Source organism: Streptomyces sp. Q6, assembly GCF_036967205.1.
Taxonomy (GTDB): Bacteria; Actinomycetota; Actinomycetes; order Streptomycetales; family Streptomycetaceae; genus Streptomyces; species Streptomyces citrinus.
The window spans coordinates 2,900,899-2,914,851 of sequence record NZ_CP146022.1 but is presented as its reverse complement, the minus strand read 5'-3'; the positions used below and the strand labels follow the sequence as shown (position 1 = coordinate 2,914,851).

General features: G+C 69.9%; 12 protein-coding genes. 11 read left to right on the top strand and 1 reads right to left on the bottom strand.

Going from position 1 to position 13,953, the window contains the following annotated elements:
- Positions 1–3: 3 nt before the first annotated feature.
- The 9 genes from V2W30_RS13580 (at position 4) to V2W30_RS13540 (ending at position 11,092) form a co-directional block, all read left to right on the top strand.
- A complete protein-coding gene (locus tag V2W30_RS13580) occupies positions 4–339 on the top strand; it encodes a DUF4233 domain-containing protein (RefSeq protein WP_338696448.1) in 336 nt (111 codons plus the stop codon).
- 92 nt (positions 340–431) lie between these two features.
- Positions 432–845, top strand: a complete 414-nt coding sequence (gene ndk, locus V2W30_RS13575) for a nucleoside-diphosphate kinase (protein ID WP_338696446.1) — start codon at positions 432–434, stop codon at positions 843–845.
- Between the two features lie 325 nt (positions 846–1,170).
- Positions 1,171–2,190 (top strand): rod shape-determining protein, encoded by a 1,020-nt coding sequence (locus tag V2W30_RS13570; protein WP_160505014.1) that lies wholly within the window; start codon positions 1,171–1,173, stop codon positions 2,188–2,190.
- A 129-nt stretch (positions 2,191–2,319) separates the two neighbouring features.
- Positions 2,320–3,270 (top strand): rod shape-determining protein MreC, encoded by a 951-nt coding sequence (gene mreC / locus V2W30_RS13565; RefSeq protein WP_338696440.1) that lies wholly within the window; start codon positions 2,320–2,322, stop codon positions 3,268–3,270.
- An 18-nt stretch (positions 3,271–3,288) separates the two neighbouring features.
- Positions 3,289–3,960, top strand: a complete 672-nt coding sequence (mreD, locus tag V2W30_RS13560) for a rod shape-determining protein MreD (protein ID WP_338696438.1) — start codon at positions 3,289–3,291, stop codon at positions 3,958–3,960.
- A gap of 142 nt (positions 3,961–4,102) precedes the next feature.
- Positions 4,103–6,283, top strand: coding sequence for a penicillin-binding protein 2 (gene mrdA, locus V2W30_RS13555; protein ID WP_338696436.1), 2,181 nt, complete (start codon positions 4,103–4,105; stop codon positions 6,281–6,283).
- Positions 6,284–6,286: 3 nt separating this feature from the next.
- Entirely contained in the window at positions 6,287–7,489 is a 1,203-nt protein-coding gene (gene rodA, locus V2W30_RS13550) for a rod shape-determining protein RodA (protein ID WP_338696435.1), read from the top strand.
- A gap of 88 nt (positions 7,490–7,577) precedes the next feature.
- Positions 7,578–9,095, top strand: a complete 1,518-nt coding sequence (locus tag V2W30_RS13545) for a CYTH and CHAD domain-containing protein (protein WP_338696434.1) — start codon at positions 7,578–7,580, stop codon at positions 9,093–9,095.
- A gap of 41 nt (positions 9,096–9,136) precedes the next feature.
- Positions 9,137–11,092 carry a TIGR03960 family B12-binding radical SAM protein gene (locus V2W30_RS13540; protein ID WP_338696432.1) on the top strand — a complete coding sequence of 652 codons (1,956 nt, stop codon included), beginning with the start codon at positions 9,137–9,139 and terminating at the stop codon, positions 11,090–11,092.
- Between the two features lie 70 nt (positions 11,093–11,162).
- Here V2W30_RS13540 and V2W30_RS13535 read toward each other — a convergent pair whose 3' ends face one another.
- Complete coding sequence (locus V2W30_RS13535; protein WP_338696430.1) at positions 11,163–11,747, bottom strand: TerD family protein; 585 nt, start codon at positions 11,745–11,747, stop codon at positions 11,163–11,165.
- Between the two features lie 145 nt (positions 11,748–11,892).
- Between V2W30_RS13535 and V2W30_RS13530 the strand changes: the two genes are divergently transcribed.
- Both V2W30_RS13530 and V2W30_RS13525 read left to right on the top strand, forming a co-directional pair.
- On the top strand, positions 11,893–13,053 hold the full coding sequence (locus V2W30_RS13530) for a hypothetical protein (RefSeq protein WP_338696428.1): 1,161 nt from the start codon (positions 11,893–11,895) through the stop codon (positions 13,051–13,053).
- A 46-nt stretch (positions 13,054–13,099) separates the two neighbouring features.
- Positions 13,100–13,903: a TIGR03936 family radical SAM-associated protein gene (locus V2W30_RS13525; RefSeq protein WP_338696426.1), complete on the top strand. Its 804-nt coding sequence runs from the start codon at positions 13,100–13,102 to the stop codon at positions 13,901–13,903.
- Positions 13,904–13,953: the final 50 nt, after the last annotated feature.

Sequence of the window (13,953 nt, the reverse complement as noted above, 5' to 3'; positions counted from 1 at the left end):
GCTGTGCGTACGTTGTGTTCCTCGACCCTGATCGGTGAGTTCTTCATCATCGGCTTCGCCGGGCTGGTGGCGATGAAGGACCCCGATCTGTCGTCCGGTGTGGTGTGGACGGTGTGCGGCGTCGCGATGTTCCTCAGCGTGCTGCTGTGCGGCATGGTGACCCGCCCCGGCGGCGTCCAGCTGGGCTGGGCGCTCCAGATCGCCCTGATCCTCAGCGGTTTCGTCGTTCCGATGATGTTCTTCCTCGGCGCGTGCTTCGCGGGCCTGTGGTGGGCGTCGATCCACTTCGGCCGCAAGATCGACGAGGCGAAGGCCCGCTGGGCGGAGCAGGCGGCCTAGGGCTCGGGGAAACCCCGGTGCCGGGCGTGCCATGACTCCCTGTAATCTCGGGCCTCACCGCACATCCAGGCCGTACAAGGAGTCCAGCCAACATGACCCAGCGCACGCTCGTCCTGCTCAAGCCCGACGCGGTCCGCCGTGGCCTGATCGGCGAGATCATCGGCCGTATCGAGCGCAAGGCCGGCTGGACGATCAGCGCGCTCGAACTGCGCAGCCTGAGCCAGGAGACGCTGGAGCAGCACTACGGCGAGCACCAGGGCAAGCCGTTCTACGAGCCGCTGGTCGCCTTCATGTCGTCCGGTCCGGTCGTCGCCCTGGTCGTGGAGGGTGAGCGCGTCATCGAGGGCGTCCGCCAGCTGGCGGGTCCGACCGACCCGATCGCCGCGGCCCCGGGCTCCATCCGTGGCGACTTCGGCGTCATCGTCCGCGAGAACCTGATCCACGCCTCGGACTCCGAGGAGTCCGCCGAGCGCGAGCTGAAGATCTTCTTCCCCGGTCTCGCGTAACACCTGTCCGCTCTGTGAGACCGGCGGAATTCGATTTCTGACGTCATGTCAGTCACGGAGCGCCACTGACCTGGAGCGGTCCGATAATTTCGGGCCGCTCTTTGGCATATGCGCCCCGATTGGGGGAACGCGACCCCCCGTCGGCACGTCCCCATTAGCGGGGCGGGGATTCATCTGCTGACAATGGCGAAGACCCTCGCGCCGTGACTGTGCAGGCGAGACTACGATGGAAGCCTCCACGCCACACGCGTCCACCTCTCGCCTACCTGATAAGCAATCAAAAGCTCCACTTGGGAAGGCCAGACGAATCCTGATGGGGAACTCAATGTCGTTCATCGGCCGTGACATGGCTGTCGACCTCGGGACCGCCAACACGCTGGTGTACGTCAGGGGTCGCGGGATCGTACTCAACGAGCCGTCCGTGGTCGCGATCAACACCAACACCGGTGGCATCCTCGCGGTGGGCGCCGAAGCCAAGAAAATGATCGGGCGCACCCCTGGCAACATCGTGGCGGTCCGTCCGCTCAAGGACGGTGTGATCGCCGACTTCGAGATCACCGAGCGCATGCTCCGCTACTTCATCCTGAAGATCCACAAGCGGCGCTACCTCGCCCGGCCCCGAGTCGTGGTCTGCGTGCCCTCCGGCATCACCGGCGTCGAGCGCCGCGCGGTCATCGAGGCCTCTTCGCAGGCCGGTGCCCGCCAGGTGCACATCATCGAGGAGCCCATGGCCGCGGCCATCGGCTCCGGCCTCCCCGTCCACGAGGCCACGGGCAACATGGTGGTGGACATCGGCGGCGGCACCACCGAGGTCGCCGTCATCTCCCTCGGCGGAATCGTCACGGCACAGTCCATCCGTGTCGCCGGCGACGAGCTGGACAACGCGATCATCCAGCACATCAAGAAGGAGTACTCGCTCCTCCTCGGCGAGCGGACGGCCGAGCAGATCAAGATCACGATCGGCTCCGCGTACGACATGGACGCCGACGAGCACACCGAGATCCGCGGCCGCGACCTCGTGTCCGGACTCCCCAAGACCGTCGTCATCTCGGCCGCCGAGGTGCGCAAGGCCATCGAGGAGCCGGTCAACGCGATCGTGGACGCGGTCAAGACGACCCTCGACAAGTGCCCGCCCGAGCTGTCGGGTGACGTGATGGACCGCGGCATCGTTCTCACGGGTGGCGGCGCTCTGCTGCGTGGCCTCGACGAGCGGCTGCGCCGCGAGACCGGCATGCCGATCCACATCGCCGAGGACCCGCTGGACTCCGTGGCGCTCGGCTCCGGCAAGTGCGTCGAGGAGTTCGAGGCCCTCCAGCAGGTGCTGGACGCGTCGCCGCGCAGATGAGCTGGACGGGGACACCCGAATAGGCGGTCCGCCGTACGAGTGCCTGCCACTTCGTACGGCGGATCGTTGATATATAGGCAAGGCATAACAGTTCCCCAGATTTCGATGAGGAAGGCACGGCCGCCGCACGTGAGGGACACACGAGAGAGCCGGCTGCTCCTGGTGCTGCTGATCGCCATCGCGTTCGCACTGATCACGGTGGACATCCGCGGCGGCGAGGACTCGCCGGTCGACGGTGCCCGACAGGCCGCCGCCACGGTCTTCGGCCCGGTGGAGAACGGCGTCTCCGGCGCGGTGGACCCCATCGGCAACGCCATAAGCGCCGTCCGCGACTCCGGCAAGCGGCACGACCGCATCGGCCAACTGGAGCGCGAGAACGCCGCCTTGAAGGCCAAGCTCGGCAGCGACGACCGCAACCGCAGCAAGATCCGCCAGCTCGACACCATGCTGAAGACGGCGGGCGCGGGACAGTACGGCATCAAGGGGGCCCAGGTCATCGCCATAGGGTCCGCACAGGGCTTCTCCTGGACCGTGACCATCGACGCGGGCGCCGACGACGGCGTCAAGCGCGACATGACCGTCCTGAACGGCGACGGACTCGTCGGCCGCGTCACCACGGTCGGCCCCGACACCGCCACCGTGCTGCTCGCCAACGACCCCGACTTCACCGTCGGCACCCGCATGGAGAAGACCGACGAACTCGGCTTCGCCTCCGGGCAGGGCGACCGCCCGCTCCGCGTCCAGCTGCTCAACGGCAAGGCGAAGGTCAAGAAGGGCGACCGGCTCGTCACGTTCGGCTCGCAGGCCGACAAGCCGTTCGTACCCGGCGTCCCGGTCGGCAAGGTCGTCCGCGTCGACCCGTCCGGCGGCGACCTGACCCGTACCGTCTACGTCCAGCCGTACGTCGGGTTCACCAAGCTCGACATCGTCGGCATCGTCGTCCAGGCCCCGCGCAGCGACCCGCGCGACGAGGTCCTGCCGGCCAAACCCGCCAAGCCCAAGCCGGCCCCCACCGTGACGGTCACCGTCACCCCGTCCGCGCCCGCGGGCAACGCCGCCGACAACGGCTACGAGCAGTAGTCAGGAGGAGCAAGAACCATGCGCTTCAACCGGATGCTGCTCTCCACCACCCTCGTCGTCGTCGCCCTGGTCATCCAGGTGTGCGTCCTCGCGAGGCTCCAACTCCCCGGCGCCGTACCGGACCTGCTGCTGCTGACCGTCCTCGGTCTGGCCCTCGTGTACGGACACGTGGGCGGCGCCCTCATCGGCTTCGGCGCGGGACTCCTCGCCGACCTCGCCCCGCCCGCCGACCACGCCGCCGGCCGCTACGCCCTCGTGCTCTGCGTCATCGGCTACCTCGCGGGCCTCGCCAAGCCCGACAACGGCCAGCTGCGCTCGGCCGCCGGACCGATGCTCGTGGTCGTCGGCGCCGCCGTCGGCACGACCCTGCTGTACGCGGGCGTCGGCGCGCTCGTCGGCGACACCGCCGCCCGCCACGTCGGCCTCGGCAGCCTGCTGTTCACCGCCGCGCTCTACGACCTGCTGCTCGCGCCGTTCGTCGTACCCGGCGTGATGGCCCTCGCCAGACGCGCCGAGAACGATCCGCTGGGCGAGACCGGCGGCTCCGGCAAGGCCGCCGACGTCTCCTCCGGCTGGCTCTCCTCGGGCACCGGGCTGCGCATCGGCAGCCAGCGCGGCGGTCTGCGCATGAAGGCCGTCAAGGCGCGCTCCGCCCGCGCCGGACGCATCAAGGGGGTCAAGCGACTGTGACGGCACGGCAGTTGACGCACAGCTTCAGCGTGTACGTGTACCCGTACGCCCACGCGTCCACGTACTGAGAGGGGGAGCACGCCACCGTGACCAACGCCCGCCCGTCGCCCACCACCGCCCTTTCGAAGAATGGGCTTCGCCCATGACCAACATCCCTGAGACGGGACGGACACCCCGCGTCCAGATCCGGCTCATCGTCCTCCAGATCCTCGTCCTCTCCCTGCTGCTCACGCTCGGCGGCCGCCTCTGGTACCTCCAGATCCGCAACGGCGACGAGTACGCCAAGGAGGCCTCCGGCAACCACGTGCAGCAGGTCGTCACGCCCGCCGTGCGCGGCTCGATCCTCGACGCCCGCGGCGTGCCCATCGCCGACAACGAGACCCGCCTCGTCGTCTCCGCCTCGCGCACCGACCTGATGAAGATGGACGACGACGGCAAGTCCGTCCTCACCAAGCTCGCGGGCGTCCTCGGCCTCAAGCCCAAGGAGGTCGAGGAGAAGGTCCGGCTGTGCGACGCCAAGACGCCGCAGCCCTGCTGGAACGGATCGCCGTACCAGCCCATCCCGATCACCGACGAGGCGACGCCCAAGCAGGCCCTTCAGATCCGCGAGCGCGGCGAGGACTTCCCCGGCATCACCGCCGAACCCACCGCCGTACGCCGCTACGCGGGCCCCGGCGGCTCCAACACCGCGCAGGTCCTCGGCTACCTCTCCCCGGTCACCGACGCCGAGATCGAGAAGGCCAAGGACAGCGACTCCCCGTACCTGCGCTCCGACCAGGTCGGCCGCAGCGGACTCGAGCGCACCTACGACAAGGAGCTGCGCGGCAAGGCGGGCGTCACCCGCTACGAGGTCGACAACCTCGGCCGTGTCATCGGCCGCGCCAACAGCGACAAGGCCGAACCGGGAGCGAACGTCGTCACGTCGATAGACGCACGCGTCCAGTCCGTCGCCGAGTACGAGCTGAACGAGGCGATGAAGGCCGCCCGCCACGAGTTCGACAAGAACACCGGCGAGAACTACAAGGCCGACTCCGGCGCCGTCGTCGTGATGGAGGCCAAGACCGGCCGCGTCGTCGCCATGGCGTCCAACCCCTCGTACGACCCGAACGCCTGGGTCGGCGGCATCTCCGGCAAGGACTACGCACAGCTCACCGGCAAGAAGTCCAACTACCCGCTGCTCAACCGCGCGATCCAGGGCCAGGCGGCCCCCGGCTCGATCTTCAAGGTCGTCCCGACGACCGCCGCGGTCAACGCCGGATACGCGTTCGACGGGAACTACGACTGCTCCAGCTCGTACTCCATCGGCAGCCAGGTCTTCAAGAACTTCGAGTCCAAGGGGTACGGGCCGATCTCGCTGGGCCGCGCCCTGGAGGTCTCCTGCGACACCGTCTTCTACCGCCTCGCCCACGAGGAGTGGAAGAAGGACGGCGGGCTCAAGGGCAACAAGGACACCCAGGACTGGTTCTACAAGACCGCCAAGCAGTTCGGCCTCGGCAAGGAGACCGGCATCGACCTGCCCAACGAGGTCACCGGCCGGATCCCCGACCGCCAGTGGAAGCAGCGGTTCTGGAAGGCCAACAAGGACGCCTGGTGCAAGGCCGGCAAGAAGGACGGCGACTACGTCCAGCGGCTCAGCTACGAGAACTGCCTGGAAGGCAATCTCATGCGCGCCGGTGACGCGGTCAACTACTCCATCGGCCAGGGCGACACCCTCGTCACCCCCATCCAGATGGCGTCCATCTACGCCGCGATCTCCAACGGCGGCACCCTGCACGCCCCCGAGGTCGGCAAGGCCATCGTCAGCGCCGACGGACAGCGGGTCCAGGAGATCAAGCCGAAGGTCAACGGCAAGCTCCCGATGACCGCCAAGACGCGCGACGAGATAGACGGAGCACTGGCGGGAGTGGCGACCCGCGGAACGGCGGCCTGGCGCTTCGGCGGCTGGCCCCAGGACAAGATCCCGATGCACGCCAAGACCGGTACGGCCGAGGTCTACGGCAAGCAGACGACGTCGTGGTTCGCGACGTACACCAAGGACTACTCGATCGTGATGACGATCTCCCAGGGCGGTACGGGCTCCGGCGCCTCCGGCCCCGCCGTCCGCAAGATCTACGACGCGATCTACGGCCTCGACGCCAGCGGCAACCAGGACCTGAAGAAGGCCCTGCTCCCCGAGCCGCAGAAGTCCCTGCCGAAGATCGAGTCCGACGGCTCGATCGACTCCCCGAAGATCAAGCCGTACGAGCCGAACAAGGAAGAGCCGCCGGCCCAGCAGCAGCTGGCGGCCGGGCTGCCCACCTCGACGTACAGCAGGAGGGACTGAACCGTGGCCGGCACCAATGGCTTCTCCGTCTCCGGCTACGGGCCGCAGCAGCGCTCCACCATGTCGCGGCTCCTGGCCCGCGACTCGGTCGTGCGCAGGCTCGACTGGCCGATCCTGCTGTCGGCCGTCGCGCTGTCGATGATCGGCGCGGCGCTGGTGTACTCGGCGACCCGCAACCGCACCGAGCTGAACCAGGGCGACCCGTACTACTTCCTCTTCCGGCACCTGCTGAACACCGGCATCGGGTTCGCGCTGATGGTCGGCACGATCTGGCTCGGGCACCGCACGCTCAGGACCGCCGTCCCGATCCTGTACGGGCTCTCGGTCTTCCTCGTGCTGCTCGTCCTGACGCCCCTCGGCGCCACCGTGAACGGCGCGCACGCCTGGATCATCGTCGGCGGCGGGTTCTCCCTCCAGCCCTCCGAGTTCGTGAAGATCACGATCATTCTGGGCATGGCGATGCTGCTGGCGGCGCGGGTCGACGCGGGCGACCGGGAGTACCCGGACCACCGCACCGTGGTGCAGGCCCTCGGCCTCGCCGCCGTCCCGATGATGGTCGTCATGCTGATGCCGGACCTCGGGTCCGTCATGGTCATGGTGATGATCGTGCTCGGCGTGCTGCTCGCCTCCGGCGCCTCCAACCGCTGGGTCCTCGGACTCATCGGCGTCGGCGCGGCCGGCGCGGTCGCCGTCTGGCAGCTCGGCGTCCTCGACGATTACCAGATCGCACGGTTCGCGGCGTTCGCCAACCCGGCGCTCGACCCGGCCGGCGTCGGCTACAACACCAACCAGGCACGCATCGCGATCGGCTCGGGCGGCCTGTCCGGAGCCGGACTCTTCCACGGCTCGCAGACCACCGGGCAGTTCGTGCCCGAGCAGCAGACGGACTTCGTCTTCACGGTCGCCGGTGAGGAACTGGGCTTCGTGGGCGCGGGCGCGATCGTGCTGCTGCTCGGCGTCCTGCTGTGGCGCGCGTGCCGGATCGCCCGCGAGACGACGGAGCTGTACGGCACGATCGTGGCCGCCGGCATCATCGCCTGGTTCGCGTTCCAGGCGTTCGAGAACATCGGCATGACGCTCGGCATCATGCCGGTCGCGGGCCTGCCCCTGCCGTTCGTCTCGTACGGAGGCTCGTCGATGTTCGCGGTGTGGGTGGCGGTGGGTCTGCTGCAGTCGATCAGGGTGCAGCGGCCCATGTCGGCGTAGCCCCCCCGGCGGTCCGACGCCGTCGTGGCTGGTCGCGCGGAACCCCGGGCCCCTTACGGGGCGCGGGGTTCCCGTCTAGATTCAAGTCATGGCGGAGACCAAGCGCGAGATCGAGCGGAAGTACGACGCCCCGGCCGAGCACTTCCGGCTGCCCGACCTGCGCAAGGTCCCGGGCGTCGCGGCCGTCATCGACAAGGGCGTCGTCGAGCTCGACGCCGTGTACTACGACACCGAGGACCAGCGGCTCGCCGCCGACCGGATCACGCTGCGCCGCCGCACCGGCGGGGACGACGCCGGCTGGCACCTGAAACTGCCCGTCGCGGTCAGCGCGGACGCCCGCGACGAGGTGCGCGCCCCGCTCTCCGACGACCTGCCCCGCGCGCTCGCCGGACTCGTCCGCTCCCGGGTCCGCGGCGACGAGCTCGGCCCCGTCGTCCGACTGCTGTCCTCCCGTCAGGTCACCCACCTGAGCGCCGCGGACGGCTCCCTGCTCGCCGAGGTGAGCGTCGACGCCGTCCGCGCCGAGCGGGCCGACGGCGAGCGCTCCGCCGAGTGGTCCGAGATCGAGGTCGAACTCGCCGACGACGGCGACCCGGCCTTCCTCGACAAGGTGGAGAAGCGACTGCGCAAGGCCGGTGTCGAACGCTCGGGCTCCGCCTCGAAACTGGCCCGCGCCCTGGCGGAGACCGGGGCACGCACCGGCGAGCCGGCTCCCGCGGCCACCGAGCCCACCACCGCGGGCGACCACGTCCTCGCCCATCTGCGGGCCCAGCGCGACGCCCTCGTCGAACTCGACCCCGCCGTCCGCCGCGACCTGCCCGACGCCGTCCACCAGATGCGGGTCGCCACCCGCAGGATCCGCAGCGCGTTCAAGACGTACAAGAAGGTCATCGACCCGGACGTCACCGCCGCGCTCGGCGAGGAGCTGAAGTGGCTCGGGGCGGAGCTCGGCGTCGACCGCGACCGCGAAGTGCTCACCGAGCGGCTCACCGGCCGGATCGACGCGGTCCCGCGCACCCTGCTCCTCGGCCCGGTCCGCGGCCGGCTGCGGATCTGGGCGGTCGCCCGGCGCCAGGGCTCACGCCGCCACACCGTCGCCGTACTCGACAGCAAGCGCTACCTGGCACTCCTCGACGGCCTGGACGCCCTGCTCGACCGGCCGCCGCTGGGCCCCGCCGCGGACCGCCCCGCCGTCGGAGTCCTCACCAAGGCCGCCCTCAAGGACCACGCCCGCCTCGCCGCCCGCGTCGAGCACGCTCTCGCCCTGGAGCCCGGGACCGACCGCGACCTCGCCCTGCACGAGGCCCGCAAGGCCGCCAAGCGCGCCCGCTACGCCGGAGAGGCGGCCGTTCCCGCGCTCGGCAAGCAGGCCAAGAAGTTCGCCAAGCGGATGAAGGCCGTCCAGAGCGTGCTCGGCGACCACCAGGACTCCGTCGTCGCGCGCGAGGCGCTGCGGAACCTCGCGATCCAGGCGCACGCGGCCGGCGAGACCGCCTTCACCTGGGGCCTGCTGTACGGCCAGGAGCAGGCCGCCGCGACCGACCGGGAGCGCGAGCTGCCCGAGGTATGGGCTCGGGCGGCTGAGGCGGGTCTCGGGGCGGGTTAGGCTTGAGGGTCACCCCTGTCAGCTCACAAAGGTCCACGGTTATGCCTGCCGAAGCCGCCGCCGCGGCGCCCCAAGCGGTCGAGTCTGTGTTCCCGCAGCTCGAAGCGCTGCTCCCGCATGTGCAGAAGCCGATCCAGTACGTCGGCGGAGAGCTCAACTCCACGGTCAAGCCGTGGGAGTCCTGCGACGTCCGCTGGGCGCTGATGTACCCGGACGCCTACGAGGTCGGACTGCCCAATCAGGGCGTCATGATCCTGTACGAGGTCCTGAACGAGCGCGAGGGCGTCCTTGCCGAGCGCACGTACAGCGTGTGGCCCGACCTGGAAGCGCTGATGCGCGAGCACCGGGTGCCGCAGTTCACCGTCGACTCGCACCGCCCGGTGAAGGCCTTCGACGTCTTCGGGCTCTCCTTCTCCACCGAGCTCGGCTACACGAACATGCTGACCGCGCTCGACCTGGCCGGCATCCCGCTGGAGTCGAAGGACCGCACGATCGACGACCCGATCGTCCTCGCGGGCGGCCACGCGGCCTTCAACCCCGAGCCGATCGCGGACTTCATCGACGCCGCGGTGATCGGCGACGGCGAGCAGGCCGTGCTCGACATGACCGAGATCATCCGCGCGTGGAAGGCCGAGGGCCGCCCCGGCGGCCGCGAGGAGGTCCTCTTCCGTCTCGCGAGGACCGGGAACATCTACGTCCCGGGCTTCTACGACGTCGAGTACCTGCCCGACGGCCGCATCGGCCGCGTCGTGCCCAACAAGTCGGGTGTGCCGTGGCGTGTGTCCAAGCACACCGTCATGGACCTCGACGAGTGGCCGTACCCGAAGCAGCCCCTCGTGCCGCTCGCGGAGACCGTCCACGAGCGCATGTCCGTCGAGATCTTCCGCGGCTGCACCCGCGGCTGCCGTTTCTGCCAGGCCGGCATGATCACGCGCCCCGTGCGGGAGCGAAGCATCACCGGCATCGGCGAGATGGTCGAGAAGGGCCTCAAGGCGACCGGCTTCGAAGAGGTGGGCCTGCTCTCCCTCTCCTCCGCCGACCACACCGAGATCGGTGAGATCGCCAAGGGCCTCGCGGACCGGTACGAGGAAGACAAGATCGGCCTCTCGCTGCCGTCGACCCGCGTGGACGCCTTCAACGTCGACCTGGCCAACGAGCTGACCCGCAACGGCCGCCGCTCCGGCCTCACCTTCGCCCCCGAGGGCGGCAGTGAGCGGATGCGCAAGGTCATCAACAAGATGGTCAGCGAAGAGGACCTCATCCGGACCGTCGCGACCGCGTACGGCAACGGCTGGCGTCAGGTGAAGCTGTACTTCATGTGCGGCCTGCCCACCGAGACCGACGACGACGTCCTCCAGATCGCCGACATGGCGATGAACGTGATCCAGAAGGGCCGCGAGGTCTCCGGCTCGAACGACATCCGCTGCACGGTGTCGATCGGCGGCTTCGTGCCGAAGCCGCACACGCCGTTCCAGTGGGCGCCGCAGCTGTCCGCCGAGGAGACGGACGCGCGGCTCACCAAGCTGCGCGACAAGATCCGCGGCGACAAGAAGTACGGCCGCTCCATCGGCTTCCGCTACCACGACGGCAAGCCCGGCATCGTCGAGGGCCTGCTCTCGCGCGGTGACCGCCGCATCGGCGCCGTGATCCGCGCGGTCTACGAGGACGGCGGCCGCTTCGACGGCTGGCGCGAGCACTTCAGCTACGACCGCTGGATGGAGTGCGCCGCCAAGACGCTGCCCGCGTACGGCGTCGACGTCGACTGGTACACGACGCGCGAGCGCACGTACGAGGAGGTCCTGCCCTGGGACCACCTCGACTCCGGTCTCGACAAGGACTGGCTCTGGGAGGACTGGCAGGACTCGCTCGACGAGACCGAGGTCGAGGACTGCCGCTGGACGCCGTGCTTCGACTGCGGTGTGTGCCCCGCCATGGACACGAACATCCAGATCGGCCCGACGGGCAAGAAGCTGCTGCCGCTGACGGTCGTCAAGTAGCGCACGCGCACAGCGAGAAGGGGCGGCCGGTTGGAGACAACCGGCCGCCCCTTCTCGCGTCCACGACGTACTACTTGCTCGCGGCGAACCGCATCAGCGCGTGCTCGTCACCCTGCTTGATCTTGCCCGTGGTGTTGATGACCTCGAGCTTCCAACTGCCGCCGACGCGCATGGCCTTCGCCACCGCGCAGCCGTTGTCGGCGCTGAGCAGGCTCGGCCAGATGTCGGCGACCTGCTGGGTGCTGCCGCCCGTGGCGTCGTACACCTTGAAGCTGATGTTGCGGGCCTTCTGGAACGAGCTGCCCTTCTTGTACGCGGCCGCGATGAACACCACCGACGTGATGTTCGGCGGGATCCGCGAGAACTCGACGGTGACCGTCTCGTCGTCCCCCTCGCCCTTGCCGGACTGGTTGTCGCCGCTGTGCAGCAGCGAGCCGTTGCCCATCGGGTCCAGCGAGTCGAGACCCGCGAGCCGCACCGGGTCGGCGCCGGCCATGGCGATCGCGATCAGGTCGAGGTCGGTGCCCTGCTTGCGGCGCAGGGAACCCAGCACCCCGCCGCTGCTCCCTGAGGTCGGGTCCCAGGACACTCCGATGGACAGGTGCGTGACGCCGTCCAGGTCCGCCGGGCCATCTTCCTTGGTGAGCGTGATCATGCGTGAATCTCCCCCTTCTGCGGGACTGCGGTGCGCAGACTGCCCGAACATACGACGTTTGCGTCCGGGCAGGCTACGCCGGGGTCGGCGCAACACGACAGCCCGGAGCCGCATCCATGGCGCCCTCAGCGGCGTCTGACAGGGCATGGACCTGGAGAAGCGCCCCGCCCCCGCGCCCGTCGTCGCCCCGCCCGAGGGCTGTCTGGTCGCGGCGATCCGGCTGCCGGTGCGGATCGTGGTGCTCGTCCTCGTGGTGCCGGTCCGGCTCGTGTGGGACGCGCTCGTCACCTGCGGCCGCTTCCTCTACGAGAAGGCCCTCGTGCCGCTCGCCCGCGGCATCGGCCTGCTGCTGTTCGCGGTGCTCGTGTGGCCGCTCATGGCGCTCGGCCGGTACGTCCTGATGCCGCTCTGGCGTGGACTGGCGTGGCTGGGACGGGTCTTGCTCGTGGTGCCCGCGCTCTGGTGGTACGCGCGGGTGCTCGCGCCGGTCGGCCGGGCGGTCGCCGCGCTGGCCGCGGTGCTCGGCACCGCGCTCGTCCGGCTCGGGTGGGCCGTCTTCGTCTGGCCGTGGGTCGCGCTGTGGCGGCATGTCCTCGTACCGCTGGGACATGGACTGGCGTGGCTGGCACGGCAGTTGGGGGCCGGCGCGGAGGCGGTCGGCCGAGCGGTCGCCCTGCTGCTGCACGTGCTGCTGGTGGTGCCGGTGGTGTGGCTCTACGCGTCCGTGCTCACCCCGATCGGGCACGCGCTGCGGTGGCTCGGGCGGGTGTTGGTCGTGGTGCCGGTGGTATGGCTGTACACGTACGTGTTCACTCCCGTCGGGCACGCGATCCGGCGGACGGTGGTGACACTCGTCCGGTGGATCGTCGTGCTGCCCGCCGTCGCGGTGTGGCGCTGGGTGCTCGTGCCGGTCGGCCGGTTCTGCGCCGTGCTCGGCCGGGAGATCCGGGACGCGCTCGGACACGCGTGGCGGGTGGCCGGGTACGTGTCCCGCGCCGTCGGACGGTTCCTCGGACGGCTGCTGCGGTGGGTCTTCGTGGAACCGGTGCGCTGGGCGTACCGCAGCGTGCTCACGCCGCTCGGCCACTTCACGCGCGACCAGGTGTGGCGTCCCGCGGTCCGCGTGGGCCGCGAGATCCGGGCCGGCGCCCGCCAGGCCCGCGCCGAGGTGCGCCGCATGCTGTTCGGCACATCGAGGGCCCCGGAACCGCTGGTCAGGCAGGGGCGGGAACCGGACGGCGCGCGGACACGTACTCTTGGTAGCAGTACGACCTCACTCACGAAGACCGTTTTCACGAAGGATTAGGACACTGGGCAAGCGACAGCCCGTAGGCCCGCCGCCCGCACCCGCGGTGCAGCGCATCCGACTGCGCTACACCAAGCGCGGCCGCCTCCGGTTCACCAGCCACCGTGACTTCCAGCGCGCCTTCGAGCGCGCGTTGCGCCGCGCCGAGGTGCCCATGGCGTACTCGGCGGGGTTCACGCCGCACCCCAAGGTGTCGTACGCCAATGCCGCACCCACCGGCACGGGCAGTGAGGCCGAGTACCTGGAGATCGCGCTCACCGCGACGCGCGACCCCGAGAAGCTGAAGGAGCTGCTCGACGAGTCGATGCCCGTCGGGCTCGACATCATCGACGCCGTCGAGGCCCGCACCTCGGGCCTGGCCGACCGGCTCACCGCCTCCGTGTGGGAGCTGCGGCTCGACGGGGTGACGGTCGAGGAGGCCGCGCGCGCCGCCGAGGCGTTCCGTGCCGCCGAGACCGTCGAGGTCCAGCGCCGCACGAAGAACGGGATGCGGACGTTCGACGCCCGCGAGGCCGTCGTCAGCCTGGAGGCGCTGGACGCCGCACAGGCGGCGGATGTCCCGGCTGATAGGCCGAGCGACAAGGCCTGTGCGATACTGCGCCTGGTTGTTCGGCACGTGACGCCCGCCGTTCGACCCGACGACGTCCTGTCCGGTCTCCGCGCCGTGGCCGACCTGGCGCCGCCGGTCCCCGCAGCGGTGACCAGGCTGGCGCAGGGGCTTTTCGATGAAGAGACCGGCACGGTGACCGACCCGCTCGCGCCCGACCGCGAGGCAGCCCAGGCCCTCCCCCCAACGGAGGCCGCAGGATCTGCCACCGCGACGGTGCCTGCCGTGGAAGGTTCCGCGTAAGGCGGTCGTCGTAGCGCCGCCCTCGTACTCGGGAGCCACCTGGGTCGGGC